This is a genomic window from Xanthomonas arboricola pv. guizotiae, from assembly GCF_002940205.1.
GTDB classification, from domain to species: domain Bacteria; phylum Pseudomonadota; class Gammaproteobacteria; order Xanthomonadales; family Xanthomonadaceae; genus Xanthomonas; species Xanthomonas arboricola_C.
On record NZ_MDSK01000056.1, the window covers coordinates 1 to 16,221 of the forward strand.

Annotated in this window: 12 protein-coding genes and 2 pseudogenes; 12 read left to right on the forward strand and 2 right to left on the reverse strand. The window is 66.6% G+C overall.

The window, feature by feature from the left end; all coding sequences use genetic code 11:
* Window positions 1-170 precede the first annotated feature (170 nt).
* Window positions 171-1,196, reverse strand: a complete 1,026-nt coding sequence (locus XarbCFBP7408_RS20725; protein WP_258072267.1) for a LacI family DNA-binding transcriptional regulator — start codon at window positions 1,194-1,196, stop codon at window positions 171-173.
* Here XarbCFBP7408_RS20725 and XarbCFBP7408_RS23300 point away from each other — a divergent pair.
* The 7 genes and pseudogenes from XarbCFBP7408_RS23300 (at window position 1,147) to XarbCFBP7408_RS20755 (ending at window position 11,596) form a co-directional block, all read left to right on the forward strand.
* Window positions 1,147-1,311, forward strand: coding sequence for a hypothetical protein (locus tag XarbCFBP7408_RS23300; protein WP_258072268.1), 165 nt, complete (start codon window positions 1,147-1,149; stop codon window positions 1,309-1,311). The two genes, XarbCFBP7408_RS20725 and XarbCFBP7408_RS23300, sit on opposite strands and share 50 nt — an antisense overlap.
* A 118-nt stretch (window positions 1,312-1,429) precedes the next feature.
* Window positions 1,430-3,623 (forward strand): annotated as a pseudogene (locus XarbCFBP7408_RS20730) (alpha-glucuronidase family glycosyl hydrolase).
* Complete coding sequence (locus XarbCFBP7408_RS20735; protein WP_104564540.1) at window positions 3,620-5,584, forward strand: sialate O-acetylesterase; 1,965 nt, start codon at window positions 3,620-3,622, stop codon at window positions 5,582-5,584. Before XarbCFBP7408_RS20730 ends, XarbCFBP7408_RS20735 begins: the two are co-directional and overlap by 4 nt.
* Before the next feature lie 11 nt (window positions 5,585-5,595).
* Window positions 5,596-6,855, forward strand: a complete 1,260-nt coding sequence (gene manD, locus XarbCFBP7408_RS20740) for a D-mannonate dehydratase ManD (protein WP_104564541.1) — start codon at window positions 5,596-5,598, stop codon at window positions 6,853-6,855.
* 90 nt (window positions 6,856-6,945) lie between these two features.
* Window positions 6,946-7,215, forward strand: a pseudogene (locus XarbCFBP7408_RS20745) (glycoside hydrolase family 43 protein); the annotation flags it as partial.
* 71 nt (window positions 7,216-7,286) lie between these two features.
* On the forward strand, window positions 7,287-9,905 hold the full coding sequence (locus XarbCFBP7408_RS20750; RefSeq protein ID WP_181107070.1) for a glycoside hydrolase family 3 protein: 2,619 nt from the start codon (window positions 7,287-7,289) through the stop codon (window positions 9,903-9,905).
* A gap of 227 nt (window positions 9,906-10,132) precedes the next feature.
* Window positions 10,133-11,596 carry a mannitol dehydrogenase family protein gene (locus XarbCFBP7408_RS20755; RefSeq protein WP_104564543.1) on the forward strand — a complete coding sequence of 488 codons (1,464 nt, stop codon included), beginning with the start codon at window positions 10,133-10,135 and terminating at the stop codon, window positions 11,594-11,596.
* Window positions 11,597-11,743: 147 nt separating this feature from the next.
* On the opposite strand, the gene XarbCFBP7408_RS20760 is transcribed toward XarbCFBP7408_RS20755, so the two are convergent.
* The gene (locus tag XarbCFBP7408_RS20760; protein WP_104564544.1) at window positions 11,744-12,130 is read right to left on the reverse strand and encodes a bleomycin resistance protein; all 387 of its coding nucleotides are present in this window, start codon (window positions 12,128-12,130) and stop codon (window positions 11,744-11,746) included.
* Window positions 12,131-12,564: 434 nt separating this feature from the next.
* Between XarbCFBP7408_RS20760 and XarbCFBP7408_RS23305 the strand changes: the two genes are divergently transcribed.
* The 5 genes from XarbCFBP7408_RS23305 to XarbCFBP7408_RS20785 all read left to right on the forward strand — a co-directional run bounded on the left by XarbCFBP7408_RS23305 (window position 12,565) and on the right by XarbCFBP7408_RS20785 (window position 16,059).
* Window positions 12,565-12,783, forward strand: coding sequence for a hypothetical protein (locus tag XarbCFBP7408_RS23305; protein WP_258072269.1), 219 nt, complete (start codon window positions 12,565-12,567; stop codon window positions 12,781-12,783).
* 404 nt (window positions 12,784-13,187) lie between these two features.
* Window positions 13,188-13,346: a DUF2256 domain-containing protein gene (locus tag XarbCFBP7408_RS20770; protein WP_181107064.1), complete on the forward strand. Its 159-nt coding sequence runs from the start codon at window positions 13,188-13,190 to the stop codon at window positions 13,344-13,346.
* Between the two features lie 229 nt (window positions 13,347-13,575).
* On the forward strand, window positions 13,576-14,580 hold the full coding sequence (locus XarbCFBP7408_RS20775; RefSeq protein WP_104564545.1) for a 2-hydroxyacid dehydrogenase: 1,005 nt from the start codon (window positions 13,576-13,578) through the stop codon (window positions 14,578-14,580).
* 116 nt (window positions 14,581-14,696) lie between these two features.
* The gene (locus XarbCFBP7408_RS20780) at window positions 14,697-14,846 is read left to right on the forward strand and encodes a hypothetical protein (RefSeq protein WP_181107066.1); all 150 of its coding nucleotides are present in this window, start codon (window positions 14,697-14,699) and stop codon (window positions 14,844-14,846) included.
* A 178-nt stretch (window positions 14,847-15,024) separates the two neighbouring features.
* Window positions 15,025-16,059, forward strand: a complete 1,035-nt coding sequence (locus XarbCFBP7408_RS20785; protein WP_104564546.1) for a Kelch repeat-containing protein — start codon at window positions 15,025-15,027, stop codon at window positions 16,057-16,059.
* Window positions 16,060-16,221: the final 162 nt, after the last annotated feature.

Below are 16,221 nucleotides of genomic sequence, written 5' to 3' on the forward strand. Positions count from 1 at the left end.
TGGTGGATCTGGCCAGGTACGCCGCCGGCAACGAACCCAAGCAGCTCAGCGGCCGTCAGGAAGCCTACGAGAACCTGATCAACCAGTATCTGACGCGTTGATGTCGTGCCGGTGATCGCCTGCACGCGCAGGCGACCGCCGGCGGCCTGCGCGCAGAACCGCGTGCAGCGTCATGGCTGTTCCGTTGCATCCGGCGCCGCCGGTGCGGCCGGTGCGGCCACCGAATCCCGCTTGACCAGCAGGTGCGCGACCACATGATCGACCATCTTCGCCGTGCGCTCCTTGGCGCGAATCGTCTTCAACAGGATGTCCAGCGCAGCGTCGGCCATGGCGGCGATGGGCTGCTGCACGGTGGTGAGTTCGGGCCATACCGCAGTGGCGGCGGAGGTGTCGTCGAAGCCGACCACCGACAGATCGCGCGGCACATCCAGCCCGCGCCGATGCGCGACCGAGATCGCGGCGGCGGCCATATCGTCGTTGCTGGCGAAGATGGCGCTGGGGCGGCGTTTGCGCGCCAGCAGTTTTTCCGCAGCGACCAGGCCGGATTTGTAGGTGTAGTCGCCCGGTTGCACCAGATGCCGGTCCAGCCGCAGGCCCGCATCGGCCAGCGCGGCCTGGAACCCTTCGAAGCGACGCGTGCTGGCAGACAGGTTGGGATGCCCGGCGATGTAACCGATACGCGTGTGGCCCTGCGCGATCAGATGCTCGGTGATTTCCTTGGCGGCAGCGAATTCGTCGATGCGCACACAGGCCACATCCGGGCTGAAATGGTTGGAGGCGATCGCCACCACCGGCACCTTGGCACGTACCAGTTCCAGCACCGCGGCCTTGGATTCGCACAGCGGCGGCGGCAGGATCACCCCGGCCACGCCCTTGGCGAGCTTGCGTGCGGCACGACGTTCGGCGTCGGCGTCCAGGTCGTCCCAGCAATCGATCACCAGCTGGATCGGCGTGCGCGAGGCAACACGCAACACGCCCAGCAGCAACTCACGCAGGTAGGCGCCACTGGGATCGCTGTAGATCAACGCAATGCGCGTGCTCTGCGCGGCGGCCAGGGCACTGGCCGCCAGGTTGGGCGTGTAGCCCAGCTTGTCGACCGCGCGCAGCACGCGTGCGCGGGTGGCATCGCGCACGCTGCCGTTGTTGTTGACCACGCGCGAAACCGTCATCGGCGAGACCTTCGCCAGCGCCGCCACCTCGTCGATGGTGGTCGCGCGGCTGGTGCGGCGGACCGATTTCCTGACCTTCTCCAAGCGTGGCCTCTTCAAGTGGATGGCGAACCTGCACGATGCACACAACGCACTGCAGTGACGCAAGCGCCGACTGCGTGCATGACGATGCGACGCATGGTACCGGGAAGCAGGCAGAGCGGCGATACACCGCTGCGTGCGGTGATGTCGCTGGAGCATGCCGCATGAGCGCGCATGCAATGCGGCGCTGCGTCGCGTATTGCGCTGCGTTGGCGCAGCCGTGGTGGCTGGCGCTGACGCTGCTGTGCGGATTGATGCTGGCCAGTGCCGGTGCGCGGGCCGAGGACGGCTACGAGTTATGGTTGCGCTACCACCCGCTGGCCAACGCGGCGCAGTTGCGTGGCAGCGCAAGCGAGTTGATCGTCGCTGGCGACTCGCCCACGCTGCAGGCTGCACGTGAGGAATTGCAGCGCGGACTGTCGGGCCTGCTTGGTGCTACGCCGCAATCGTCCGCCACGGTCACGCGCGATGGTGCGATCTTGCTGGGTGCGGCCGCCGCGCCGCAGATCGCGGCGTTGCAGCTGCAGACCACCGGCCTGGGCCGCGAGGGCTACCTGATCCGCAGTCAGCGTGGACGGGCATCGCACGACCGCCATCGTCGGTGGCAGCGATGTCGGCGCGCTGTATGGGGCATTCCACTTCCTGCGCCTGCTGCAGACCGGCCAGTCGCTGGCCGCGCTGGACCTGCGCGAGTCGCCGCGCTTGCAGCTGCGCCTGCTCAACCACTGGGACAACCTGGACGGGGTGGTCGAGCGCGGCTATGCCGGCGCCTCGTTATGGAACTGGCAGACCCTGCCGGGTTACCTGGATCCGCGCTACACCGACTACGCGCGCGCCAATGCATCGCTGGGCATCAACGGCAGCGTGCTCAACAATGTCAACGCCAAGGCCTGGAGCCTGACGCCGGAGTATCTGGACAAGGCGGCGGCACTGGCCAAGGTGTTTCGTCCCTACGGCATCCGGGTGTTTCTCAGCGCGCGCTTCAGCGCGCCGATCGAGATCGGTGGTTTGACGACCGCCGACCCGCTGGATCCGCAGGTACGCCAGTGGTGGCGCGACACCGCCGAGCAGATCTACGCGCGCATTCCGGACTTCGGCGGTTTTCTGGTCAAGGCCAATTCCGAAGGCCAGCCCGGCCCGCAGGACTACGGACGCAGCCATGCCGATGGCGCCAATCTGCTGGCCGATGCGCTGGCGCCGCACGGCGGGGTGGTGATGTGGCGCGCGTTCGTCTATTCGCACGAGCAACCGGACGATCGCGCCAAGCAGGCGTACAGCGAGTTCCTGCCGCTGGACGGCCAGTTCCGCGACAACGTGATCGTGCAGGTCAAGAACGGGGCGATCGACTTCCAGCCGCGCGAGCCGTTCCATCCGCTGTTCGGTGCGATGCGCAAGACGCCGTTGATGCCGGAGTTCCAGATCACCAAGGAGTATCTGGGCTTTTCCACCCATCTGGCCTATCTGGGCACGCTGTTTGCCGAAACCCTGCAGGCCGACACCTATGCACGCGGCAAGGGCTCGACAGTGGCCAGAACCGTGGATGGCACGCTCTTCAACGATGCCAAACGCACGCGCCTGACCGGCATTGCCGGGGTGGCCAACATCGGTGCGGACCGCAACTGGAGCGGCTCGATCTTCGATCAGGCCAACTGGTATGCGTACGGGCGGCTGGCGTGGAACCCGCAGTTGTCGCCGCAGGCGATCGCGCAGGAGTGGGCGCGCATGAGCTTCTCCAACGATGCTGACGTGGTGACGCCCGTGGTCGACATGATGCTGCGCTCGCGCGAGGCAGTGGTGGACTACATGACCCCGCTCGGCCTGCATCACCTGATGGGGCGCGGCCATCACTACGGCCCGGCACCCTGGGATGCGGGCAGCGAGCGCCCGGACTGGGACCCGGTCTACTACCACCGCGCCGACCGTAACGGCATTGGCTTTGACCGCAGTGCCAGCGGCAGCAATGCGGTGGCGCAATACGCCAGGCCGGTGGCACGCATGTTCGGCGATGTGCAGCGCGTGCCGGAGCATTACCTGCTGTGGTTCCACCATGTGCCCTGGGAGCACCGCATGGCCTCCGGACGGCCGCTGTGGGACGAGCTGGTATGGCATTACGACCATGGCGTGGACGAGGTGCGTGCCATGCGCGCGACCTGGCAGGGCCTGGCCGGCAGGATCGATCCGCCGCGTTACCGGCAGGTAGCGAACTTCCTGGCGATCCAGCAGGACGAAGCGCAGTGGTGGCGCGATGCCAGCATCGCCTACTTCCAGCGCGTGTCCGGGCGGCCGTTGCCGGCCGGCACGGCGCCGCCGGCGCATCCGTTGGCGTATTACCAGGCGCTGAAGTTTCCGTATGCACCGGGGAATCCGAAATGAGCGCGCGCCTCTCGACGGTCATCATGGCAACGCTCTGCGCAGCACTGCTGCCGCGCCTGGCGCAGGCGGCCGATGCGCCGCTGCTGCATGCGCTGTTTCAAGAGCATGGGGTGTTGCAGCGCGATGCGCCGATCCGGGTGTGGGGCGACGCACCCCCTGGCGCGCGCGTGAGCGTGCAACTGGATGCGCAGCAGGTGCAGGCACGCGCAGATCGGCAAGGCCACTGGGAGGCACGCCTGCCCGCGCACGCCGCGGGTGGCCCGTACAGCTTGAGCGCACGCACCAGCACGGGCGTGACGCAGCAGGTCAATGACGTGCTGATCGGCGACGTATGGCTGTGCTCGGGCCAATCCAACATGGAATTGCAGGTGCATCGCACCCTGGATTCACGCAGCGAGATCGCCGATGCCGACAACCCGCGCATCCGCATGTTCAAGGTGCCCGCGCAGTCCAGCCCGACGCCGCAGCGCCGCTTCGGTGGCACTGCGGCATGGCAGCGCACCACGCCGGAGACGGTGAAGGAGTTTTCTGCGGCCTGCTATTACTTCGCGCGTGAATTGCAGAAGACCGTCGATGTGCCGATGGGCCTGATCAACGCCTCCTGGGGCGGCTCGCAACTGCAGGCCTGGATCGGCGAGAAGGCACTGCGCGCTGCCGGCGACGATGGCCCGGCGCTGGATGTGCTGGCGCGTTACGCACGCGACCCGGTGGCTGCCGCGCCGCATTGGGCCGCGCTGTGGGAGGCCTGGTGGCATGCGCACGGCGAAGGCGAGCCCTGGCAGGCGGATGCGCCCGGCGCCTGGCAAACCGCACCGGCGGCATTGGGCGCGTGGGACGACTGGGGCGCGCCGCAGTTGGTCGGCTTCAACGGCATGGTCTGGTACCGCACCAGCGTGGAACTGACGCCGGCGCAGGCCGCACAAGATGCCAGCTTGTTGCTCGGGCCGGTGGACGAGCTGGACCAGACCTGGGTCAACGGGCACGGCGTGGGCAGCAGTTACGGCGCCGACCAGCCGCGTCGCTACAGCGTACCGCGCGGGCGCCTGCATGCCGGGCGCAATAACATCGTGCTCAATGTGCTCAACACCTATCGGCGTGGCGGCTTGTTGGGCGATGCGCAATCGCGTGCGCTGCAGTTTGCCGATGGCAGCACGCTGCCGCTGGATGCGCCCTGGCAGTACCGCATCGTGCCGCCGCAACTGGGCTCGCCACCGCGTGCGCCATGGTCGTCGGCGGCCGGGCTGACCACCTTGTACAACGGCATGATCGCCCCGCTCGGCCAGCTCGGCCTGCGTGGCGTGCTGTGGTACCAGGGCGAATCCAATGCCGGCGATGCGGTGCATTACCCGGCCTTGCTCGCTGCATGGCAACGCGATTGGCGGCAGCGCTTCGGGGCGCAGTTGCCGCTGCTGATCGTGCAGCTGGCCAACTATGGCGCGCCGCCCACCCAGCCGGTCGACAGCGGCTGGGCGCAGCTGCGCGAGGCGCAACGCCGCTTCGTCGCCAACGATGCGCATGCGGGCCTGGCGGTGACGATCGACATCGGCGACCGCTACGACATCCATCCGGCCAACAAGCAGGAACTGGGCCGGCGCCTGGCGCGTGCCGCGCGGCAGGTGGTGTATGGCGAAGCGATTGCCGTGTCCGGGCCGGTGCCGCGCAGCGCTCACCGCGAGGGCGACAGCGTGCGCATCGCCTTCGACGATGTGGACACCGCCTTGCTCAGCTATGGCGCCGATGCCCCGATCGGCTTCGAGCTGTGCGGCGCCGCGTCCAACAGCTGTCGCTATGCCGTTGCCAGCTTGCACCACCACGCCATCAGCCTGCGCGTTCCCTCCGGCCTGGCCGTCACGCGCGTGCGCTACTGCTGGGCCGACAGCCCGGTATGCACCTTGTACGACCGCAGCGGCCTGCCGGCCGGCCCGTTCGAACTCCCCCTCACTGCCGCCACTTCTCCCTGAGCGAGACCACGATGTCACAGACTCCCGACTCCCCTGCTCCGCTGCAAGGCTCGGCCCGCGATCGCGAGATCGTCGAGGCGCGCGTCATCGTCACCTGCCCGGGCCGCAACTTCGTCACCCTGAAGATCCGCACCCGCTCGGGCATCACCGGCGTGGGCGATGCCACGCTCAACGGGCGCGAACTGGCGGTGGCCGCGTATCTGCAGGAACACCTGGTGCCGAATCTGATCGGCCGCGATGCCGGCCGTATCGAAGACATCTGGCAGTTCTTCTACCGCGGTGCGTACTGGCGGCGCGGGCCGGTGACCATGAGCGCGATTGCTGCGGTGGATGTGGCGCTGTGGGACATCCTGGGCAAGATGGCCGGCCTGCCGTTGTATCAGCTGCTGGGCGGGCGCTCGCGCGAAGGCGCGCTGGTCTACGGCCATGCCAATGGCCGCGATATCGCCGAAACCAGCGATGAGGTCGGTCGCTTCCGCGAGCTGGGCTTCATCGCCATCCGCGCGCAATGCGGCGTGCCCGGCATCAAGAAGACCTACGGCATTTCCAGCGGCGGCAAACCGTATGAGCCAGCCGAGAGCGAACTGCCGACCGAAACGGTGTGGTCCACGCCGCGCTATCTCGGCGTGGTGCCAAAGTTGTTCGAACAATTGCGCAGCGATCACGGCGACGAGATCGAGCTGCTGCACGACGCGCACCACCGGCTCACACCGATCGAAGCCGCACGCCTGGGCCGCGACCTGGAACCGTACCGGCTGTTCTGGCTGGAAGACGCCACCCCGGCCGAAAACCAGCGCGCGTTCGAAGTGATCCGCCAGCACACGGTCACGCCCTTGGCGGTGGGCGAGGTGTTCAATTCGCTGTGGGACTGCAAACACCTGATCGAGCAGCAACTGATCGACTACATCCGCACCACGATCGTCCACGCCGGCGGCATCACCCATGTACGCCGGCTGGCCGACTTCGCCGCGCTGCATCAGGTGCGCACCGGCTTCCACGGCGCCACCGATCTGTCGCCGGTGTGCATGGGCGCGGCCTTGCACTTCGACACCTGGGTGCCCAATTTCGGCATCCAGGAATACATGTTCCACTCCGACGAGGCCAACGCGGTGTTCCCGCACGATTACGTGTTCCGCGATGGCCGCCTGCATTGCGGCGAAACGCCGGGGCATGGCGTGGACATCGACGAGGCCCTGGCCGCCAAGTACCCGTATGTGCCCAAACAGTTGCCGATCGCGCGGCTGGAAGACGGCGCGATGTGGGACTGGTGATGCGCGCGCTTGCCAACGCATGGGCGGCAGCGCTGATGGCGACGCTTGCGCCTATGGCGGTGCAGGCGCAGGCCAGCGCGGATGTCATGTGCGCTGGACGTCTTCCTCGACAAGCGCGAGGGCGCAAGAACCACCACGCTCGCACGCACCCGCGTCCCCGCAACGGCGCAGCTGCGCCTGCAGATCAGCGGCGACGGCGCTGCGTACAGCTTCGCCTTCGATGCCGATGGGCGCGGCTGGCAATCGCTATACCGCAACGACGATGCGGGCATGCTCAGCACCGCACAGGCCGGCGGCTTCGTCGGCAGCATGATCGGGCCCTTTGCCCAGCTGGAACCGCACCGCACCCAGGAGGACTGACCATGCATTCGCACCCCGCCCACCGCGCCACCACCCCGCGTCGCCCACCTGCGCGCGGCTTGTTGCTGGCGATGGCGCTGGCCGCCACCGACGCGCAGGCCGCAACGCCGCCGCCGTATCTGGACACCCAACGCCCCTTCGACGCGCGTGCGGCCGACCTGGTGTCGCGCATGACGCTGGAAGAAAAGGCCGCGCAGATGCAGAACGCCGCCCCGGCGATCCCGCGCCTGCAGGTGCCCGAATACGATTGGTGGAACGAAGCGCTGCACGGCGTGGCGCGTGCCGGCGGCGCCACCGTGTTTCCGCAGGCGATCGGCCTGGCTGCTACGTTCGATACCCAGTTGATGGCCGAGGTGGCCACCGCCATCAGCGACGAAGCGCGCGCCAAGCACCACGCCTTCCTGGCGCGCGGCGAGCACAAGCGCTACCAGGGACTCACCTTCTGGTCGCCCAACATCAACATCTTCCGCGACCCGCGCTGGGGCCGCGGGCAGGAAACCTATGGCGAAGACCCGTTCCTGACCGCGCGCATGGGCGTGACCTTCGTGCAGGGCCTGCAGGCGCAGCAAGGGCCGTACCGCAAGCTCGATGCCACCGCCAAGCACTTCGCCGTGCACAGCGGCCCGGAGGCCGACCGTCATCACTTCGACGTGCATCCCAGCGAGCGCGATCTCCATGAAACCTATCTGCCCGCGTTCCAGGCCCTGGTGCAGGAAGGCAAGGTCGCCGCAGTGATGGGCGCCTACAACCGCGTCAATGGCGAATCCGCCTCGGCCAGCACGCGGCTGGAAGGCATCCTGCACCGCGACTGGGGTTTCGATGGTTACATCGTCAGCGACTGCGCCGCCATCCGCGATATCTGGCAGAACCACAAGATCGTGCCCACGCCCGAGGCCGCCGCCGCACTCGGCGTCAGGCACGGCACCGACCTGGATTGCGGCGACACCTATGCCGCGTTGCCGGCGGCGGTGCGTGCCGGCTTGATCGACGAGGCCAGCATCGACACCGCGCTCAAGCGGCTGATGACCACGCGCATGCGGCTGGGCATGTTCGACCCGCCGGCCAAGGTGCCGTGGGCGCAGATTCCTGCGGCGGTGAATCAATCGCCAGAGCACGATGCACTGGCCCGCCACACCGCGCGCGAATCGCTGGTGCTGCTGAAGAACGACGGCCTGCTGCCGCTCAAACCCACGCTCAAGCGCATCGCCGTGATCGGCCCCACCGCCGACGACCCGATGTCGCTGCTGGGCAACTACTACGGCACGCCGGCCGCGCCGGTCACCATCCTGCAAGGCATCCGCGACGCCGCACCGCAGGCGCAGGTGGTCTACGCGCGCGGCAGCGACCTGGTGGAAGGGCGCGAAGACCCCAATGCCGCGGCACCGATCGACACCCGCTATCTGCGCCCGGCGCCGGATGCCAAGCAGAACGGCCTCACCGGCGAATACTTCAAGGGCCGCGCCCTGGCCGGCCAGCCGGTGCTGACCCGCATCGACCCGCGTATCGCCTTCCGCTGGGACCGCAATGCGCCCACCGACGATGCCGTCGGCCGCGGTGAACTGCAGGCCGATCGTGCGCTGGCCAAGGACGACTTCAGCGTGCGCTGGCATGGCCAGCTGCTGCCGCCGGTGTCGGGCACCTACGAGCTGCAGATTGCCGCCGACGATGGCGTGCGCCTGTTTCTGGACGGCAAGCTGCTCATCGATCAATGGAGCGAGGCCCCGCGCATGCGCGGCGGCAATGCCAGCGTCGCGCTGGAAGCCGGCAAGGCCTACGACCTGCGCGTGGAATACTTCGAAGCCACGCGCGATGCCGGCGTGCGTCTGGCCTGGCGCATGCCCGGCGCCAAACCGCCGCTGCAGGAAGCGGTGGACGCCGCACGCAACGCCGAGGTGGTGGTGTTCGTCGGTGGCCTCACCGGCGATGTCGAAGGCGAGGAGATGGACGTCAACTATCCCGGCTTTGCCGGCGGCGACCGCACCGACACCCGCCTGCCCAAACCGCAGCGCGAATTGCTGCAGGCACTGCAGGCCACCGGCACGCCGGTGGTTGCGGTGCTGACCACCGGCTCGGCGCTGGCGATCGACTGGGCGCAGCACCACGTGCCCGCCATCCTGCTGGCCTGGTACCCCGGCCAGCGTGGCGGCAGCGCGGTCGGCGATGTGCTGTTCGGCCAGGCCAGTCCCGGTGGCCGCCTGCCGATCACCTTCTACAAGGAAGACGAGCGCCTGCCCGCCTTCGACGATTACGCCATGCGCGGCCGCACCTATCGCTACTTCGCCGGCAAGCCGCTGTACCCGTTCGGCCACGGCCTGTCGTACACGCAGTTTGCTTACTCGGATCTGCAGCTGGATCGCAATACGGTGGCCGCCGATGGCACGCTCACGGCCACGGTCACGCTGAAGAACACCGGCCAACGCGCAGGCGATGAAGTGGTGCAGCTGTATCTGCATCCGCTCAAGCCGCAACGCGAACGCGCCATCAAGGACCTGCGCGGCTTCCAGCGCATCACCCTGCAACCCGGCGAACAACGGCAGCTGCGCTTCACCCTCAAGGCGCAAGACGCCCTGCGCATCTACGACGAGCAGCGCAAGGCCTACGCAGTGGATCCAGGCGACTACGAAGTACAGATCGGCGCTTCCAGCGCAGACATCCGCAGCACACAACGCTTCACCGTCACCGACAAGTAGTAGCCGTTGACACCCTCGCCATGCGGCCACGGCCAAAGAAGACCCTCAGCCGCGATTGCCCTAAACCCCTCTCGCCGGGGCGAAGAGGCACCGCTTGCGCGCCACTGGCGCGCGTGCCTTGGAGCGCCCACATCGCAAGACGTGGGCCGGGGCGCGGAGCGGGGGTTGGGATGAGGGTACGACCACAGGCGAACTTGCAGCACCCCCACGATTTCAAACAAAAACCCATGCCAATTCCAACGCTCTCCATCGCAACACTCGCCCACCTACCAACCACCATCCTCACTCCCAGCTACGACCCCAAACAGACCACCATCGGCATCGTCCATCTAGGCGCAGGCGCCTTCCACCGCGCCCACCAGGCCGTCTACATCGACGACCTGCTCGCACAGGACCCCAGCTGGGCCATCTGCGCCGTCTCTCTGCACAACCCGAGCGTGCGCGACGCCCTGCGTCCGCAAGACGACCTGTACACCCTCGCGCTGCTCGACGAGCACCCGCAGCTGCGCATCATCGGCGCCATCCGCGAAGTGCTGTGCGCCGCCGACGAGCAAACAGCGGTGCTCGCGCGCCTGTCAGACCCCGCGGTGCGCCTGGTCACCCTCACCGTCACCGAAAAAGGCTATTGCCTGGCAGGCGACACCCTCGACCTCACCCACCCCGACATCGCCCACGACATCGCCAACCCAGGCACACCGCGCAGCGCCATCGGCTACCTGGTCGCCGGCCTGCAGCAGCGCAGGCAGCAAGGCAGCGCACCGTTCACCGCGCTCAGCTGCGACAACCTGCCCGACAACGGCAGCCTGCTGCGTAGCGCGGTATTGCGGCTCGCCCAACAACATGATCCAGCGCTTGCTGCATGGATCGACCGGCACGTGACTTTTCCGCTCTCGATGGTCGACAGCATCACCCCCGCCACCGACGACGCACTGCGCGCTAACGTGCACGCGCAAACCGGCCTGCGCGACGCCTGGCCGATCCAGCGCGAGCGCTACAGCCAGTGGGTGATCGAAGACCGCTTCTGCAACGGCCGCCCCGCGTTCGAGCGCGCAGGCGTGATTCTCAGCGACGACATCGCCGGCTACGCACGCGCCAAACTGCGCCTGCTCAACGGCCCGCACTCCGCACTCGCCTATCTCGGCAGCCTGCTCGATCTGGAAACCGTCGCCGACGCCTCGCGCCACACGCAACTGGCCGCCTTCGTCGAAACCCTGATGCGCGAGGACATCGCCCCCACCCTGCAGCCCATGCCGGACTTCGACCCGCAGCAGTATATCGACGCCATCCTGGCGCGCTTCCGCAACCCCGCCATCCGCCACCTGCTCGCCCAGATCGCCTGGGACGGCTCGCAAAAGATCCCGGTGCGCCTGCTCGCCGTCATCAGCGATGCATTGGATGCCGGGCGACGGATCGACCGGCTCTGCATTCCGCTAGCGGCGTGGCTGCAGTTCGTGTGCAGGCAGGCGGCCAACGGCGTGGCCCTGGTCGATCCGCTGGGCGAAGCCCTCAGCGACATCGCCCATTCGGCCACCGGCGATGCCGGCCATGACATTGCGGCATTCCTCACCGTGGAGGCGGTGTTCGCCGCGCTCTCTGGCGATGCGCATTTTGTGGAGGCACTGCGCGCTGCCTACGCTGCGCTGGGCACTGCAACACCGGCAGAGATACAGCTGGCAATCGATGCAAGGTGATGTGCGGCAAACGCATCGCCGGCTGCCATCGCATGCCAGCAAGGCCTGATGTCTGCATCGTGCGATGTCGGGCAGCGTGTATATCGTGCCACCTGATCGATGGCCTGTTCCAGATAGCCAGGTACGCAAATGCAGGCGATTGGACGCCTAGCTACCCATCACCTGCCCAATCCTGATCAGATTGCCGTTCTCATCGACAAGCGCAAATTCCCGCATGCCCCAGGGCTTGTCGCTGACAGCATCGAGCCTGGGGATGCCGTGCGCCGGAAGCTGCGCGCCACGCATGGCGGCATAGACCGCATCGACATCGCCAACCCGGATATAGCAGCCCGCATAGCAGGCCGCAGGATCCAGGTCCGGGTGCGCGAAGAAATGCAGCTCCACCTCGCCACGCGTCAGGATCGCGTAGCCCGCATCGTGCGGGTGCGCGTCACCGACAAAGCCCAGCCGCCGATAGAAGGCGACCGTGCGTTCGATCGAGCGACCGGGGAGCAGTGGAATCGTACGGTCTGGCGTTTCGGCAGTGGAAGTCATCGCTTTCTCGTAGTGGGATAACGAAGCCGTCTTTGAGCACAACGATACGCCAGATACGAGGGATCGGTTGGGAGCCGTGCCGTGCTGTCTTGACTCGCTACATTGGCGAGTAGCAAGATCGCTCTGCTGCGGCACATTCCGCCGCCGGGTTTAGCAGCCCGTAATCACAAGGCGCACCAGCGCCCATTGCACGATGTCGGCGCTTTTCTTTTGCCCGACTTATCGCATGGGCAGGCGTGCCCGCTTTACGGCGGGCGGTGCGCGGAGACCGCAAGGTCTGCCGGTTCCTTGTGACCGGTCTGCTAACCGCGCATCGTCCGCCACCCTCGTTTAGCAGCGAGATGGCGGACTTCCTATCGCACAAGGAGTTCGATATGACCCGTCCCAAAGCAACCGCCCGTGCACGCGCTGCATCGCCTTCCAGTCGATCTGTTGTGACACGCGCCAGATCCAAGCACCGCCCGGCCGCCAGCATGACCGACGCTGCGCCAGCGGTGGATCCATCGCTGGCGCCTACCCCACCCTTGCGCAAGCCCGGCTTCCGGATTCCCGAGCGGGTCACCATGAGCTACCAGCACTACGACGTGCGGCGTGCCGAGGATGTCGTCGGTTGCGCGGTGCCCAAGTTGCGGCTGTCCGGGCGCTGGCTGTAACACTGCGGTTTCGCGGTAGGTGATGCCTTGCGGGTAACGGTGGGACGCGGCGTGCTGTTGATCAGCCGCGTGGCGCCTGCGGTACCTGCGGTGAGATCGCGCCGCAGCTGACACGCCTGGCGAGCGCCCTTGCCCGGCGCTCTGCGGTTCCTTCTCCCGTGCACGGGAGAAGAAACGCATTCTGCTCTGGTCTGGATTGCAGAAGGGAGGCCGGCTATTCCTGTTTGCGCGTGAGAGCAGAGGTATCTGTTGCGGTGCGGAGCAGCAAGGCAAGGCTGCATAGCGCAGGGGCTGTCAGCGGCAGAGAGCTTCTTGGCTGCGATGGCATCTGCACCGCATCGCTCGACATGGCATGCTTGGCCTCACCTACGCCCCGCCCACTTTCGGATCGGTTCAAGCGCCACATGGCCATGCGCCAGAAACACGAGTTGCCGGAAAAGCCCTGCATGCACTGCGGGCGGCCATTTCGTTGGCGCAAGAAGTGGAAGCGCGTGTGGGACGAGGTGAAGTACTGCTCCGACCGTTGCCGTGGCGAGAGCAAGCGGACGCGTCCGGCTCCGTAACCCGCACGTATGTGCATCACCGATCAACACTGTGCGACCCCATCGCCAAACCATTGTACACAGGCGCACTCGCACGGCGTTGGTGCGCGACATGCAGAAGCGGATCGCTGCGCTGAATTAATTTTCGGATAGCCACTGGAGCTGGCCGTGATCGCGACGATCGCCAAACGCGGTGGAAGACGCAGGGGTGGGTGAGCTACCGTATTCGCGCACCGATGGAGTTCTCTGCATGAAAATGGCTGTCTTCAGCACGCGCCCTTACGACAGGCGCTTTCTCGATGAAGCGAAACTACGCCCAGGCACGCAATGTGCAGCCGAGTTCGTTTATTTCGAGGCATCGCTCGATCTGCAGACGGCAGCATTGGCGCAGGGCTGCGAGGTGGTCTGCGTCTTCGTCAACGACCAGCTCGATGCGCCCGTGCTGCAGGCACTGCACGCGGCCGGTGTGCGCGCGGTGCTGCTGCGCTGCGCCGGCTTCAACAATGTGGATCCCGCTGCGGCCACCGCACTTGGGCTGTTCGTGGCACGCGTGCCGGCCTACTCGCCCGAAGCAGTGGCCGAGCACACCCTGGCGCTGGTCATGACCCTCAACCGCCAGACGCACCGCGCCTACAACCGCGTGCGCGAGGGCAACTTCATGCTCAATGGCCTGCTCGGCCGCACCTTGCACGGCAAGACGGTGGGCCTGATCGGGTTGGGCAAGATCGGGCTGGCGACTGCGCGTATCTTTCAAGGGATGGGCTGCGATGTGCTGGGCTTCGACCCTTCTCCCACGCCTGGCTTCGATGCGCTCGGCCGGCGGGTGGAACTGGAGACGCTGTTCGCCCGCTCGGACATCGTCTCGCTGCACTGCCCGCTGACACCGGCAACGCAGCACCTGATCGATGACGCGGCGCTGGCGTCGATGCAGCCGGGTGCGATGCTGGTCAACACCTCACGCGGAGGGCTGGTAGATACCGATGCGGTGATCCGCGCACTCAAGTCCCGCCAGCTCGGCCATCTGGCCATCGATGTCTACGAACAGGAAAGCGCCTTGTTCTTTCAGGACCGCTCGGGCGAGATCATCGACGACGAGACGTTTCAGCGCCTGGTGACCTTCCCCAATGTGCTGGTGACCGGGCACCAGGGATTCTTCACCGCCGAGGCATTGCAGCAGATCTCCGACATCACCCTGCGCAACCTTGCCGATTTCGCTGCCGGTTCCCCATGCGCGAATCGTGTTCTGGCACCTTAGCGTCGCTTTCTTCGCTCACTGCCCGCGCAGGTTCGAGCATGTGGCAACAACTCTACGACCCGCGCGGTAACACCAACCTTTCGGTCTTGCTGGCCGCCTAGCCGGTGCTGGTCTCGGTGACGGTGTCGTCGCTGGTGTTCGGCATGCCGATGGCCAGCATCGTGGGCGCCGCACTGTTGGGCATCGCCAACGGCATCTTCCCGATCGGCTTTATCGTGCTGATGGCGGTGCACGCTCTTGTGCGGATCGATTCGCGCGTTGCTTGACCCAGGTACAACGTTCTTTCTGCTGATGCCGTAACCGGGCAGTTAGACGGATGTATCGGTTCAGTTCGCTACGGCGTGCGCGCTGGTTTGCGTGCTTGAAACTCCAGTATTTCCTTGCACGCCGCATCCCGGCGATGTCGCTACACTCAGCATCCCTGCACTCAGGTAGCAGCCGTCCATGACACTGTCAGCAAACGCATTACGTGTGGCTTTTGTTTTGGCCATGTCCGCATGCTCACCTGCGTTCGCCGAAACGGCAGTGCAGGCACCTGCATCGCTACACGCGCCGCACGCATTGCAGTGGAAGACCATTGCCGGCGAAGGCAGGCCGCACGCACGGCACGAGAACAGCCTGGTGTCGGTCGGCGATCGGCTCTACCTGATCGGAGGGCGCGACGACCGACCGCTGGACATCTTCGACACCACGACACGCCGCTGGTCCAAGGGCAGCACGCCGCCGCTGGCAGTCAGCCACGCGCAGGCGGTGGTGTCGTCGGGGAAAATCTACTTCGTCGGCGGCCTGACCGGCGACTACCCGGAAGAAGCCGCGCTGACCCACCTGTTGATCTACGACCCTGCTACCGATCGCTGGCAGGTAGGCGCGGAGATTCCCAAAGGCCGTCGCCGCGGCGCGGCAGGCGCGGTGGCGTACGACGGCGTGCTGTACCTGGTCGGCGGCAATACGCGCGGCCATATGAGCGGGTATGTGCCGTGGCTGGATGCGTTCGACACCAGGACGCAGCAATGGACGCAGCTCGCCGACGCACCGCGTGCGCGCGATCATTTCCATGCAGCGGTGCTCGATGGCAAGCTGTATGCCGCCGGCGGCCGCAGGTCATCGCACGAGAGCGGCAATACCTTGGCGCAGACGATTTCCGAAGTCGACGTCTACGACATCCAGCGCGGCACCTGGAGCGTCGCCCCAGCCGCGCTGCCGACGCCGCGCGCCGGTGCCGCCGCCATTGCACGCAATGGCCAGCTACTGGTCATGGGCGGCGAGAGCACGCGCCAGGTCAAGGCGCACGACGAGGTCGAAGCCTACGACCCGGCCACCTCCACCTGGCAGACCCTGGCTGCGTTGCCGCAGGGGCGCCACGGCACCCAGGCCGCGGCGGTCGGCGACGCGCTGTACATCGTGGCGGGTAGCGGCAACCGCGGCGGCGGGCCGGAGCTGGATGATGTGCTGGTACTGCATGAAAGCAGCGCGCAATAGGCCATGCCGACTCCCGCGTACGGCATGCTGCGAGAGACCTGGTTGAAGATTGTGCTTCTGCAGATGAGGATCTAGGGCCTGTTAACACATCCGAAGCCCATCAACGACCAGGACGAAGTTGAGGAATCCAAGGAACATGACGTCCAACTTCTCGAAGCGCGT

Excerpts from the sequence above, each read along its gene's own strand:
- XarbCFBP7408_RS20760 (WP_104564544.1), bottom strand. The coding sequence starts at position 12,130 with ATGACTTCCACTGCCGAAACGCCAGACCGTACGATTCCACTGCTCCCC.
- XarbCFBP7408_RS20755 (WP_104564543.1), top strand. The coding sequence starts at position 10,133 with ATGCCAATTCCAACGCTCTCCATCGCAACACTCGCCCACCTACCAACC.
- XarbCFBP7408_RS20735 (WP_104564540.1), top strand. The coding sequence starts at position 3,620 with ATGAGCGCGCGCCTCTCGACGGTCATCATGGCAACGCTCTGCGCAGCA.
- XarbCFBP7408_RS20750 (WP_181107070.1), top strand. The coding sequence starts at position 7,287 with ATGGCGCTGGCCGCCACCGACGCGCAGGCCGCAACGCCGCCGCCGTAT.
- XarbCFBP7408_RS20770 (WP_181107064.1), top strand. The coding sequence starts at position 13,188 with ATGGCCATGCGCCAGAAACACGAGTTGCCGGAAAAGCCCTGCATGCAC.
- XarbCFBP7408_RS20785 (WP_104564546.1), top strand. The coding sequence starts at position 15,025 with ATGACACTGTCAGCAAACGCATTACGTGTGGCTTTTGTTTTGGCCATG.
- XarbCFBP7408_RS20775 (WP_104564545.1), top strand. The coding sequence starts at position 13,576 with ATGAAAATGGCTGTCTTCAGCACGCGCCCTTACGACAGGCGCTTTCTC.
- manD (WP_104564541.1), top strand. The coding sequence starts at position 5,596 with ATGTCACAGACTCCCGACTCCCCTGCTCCGCTGCAAGGCTCGGCCCGC.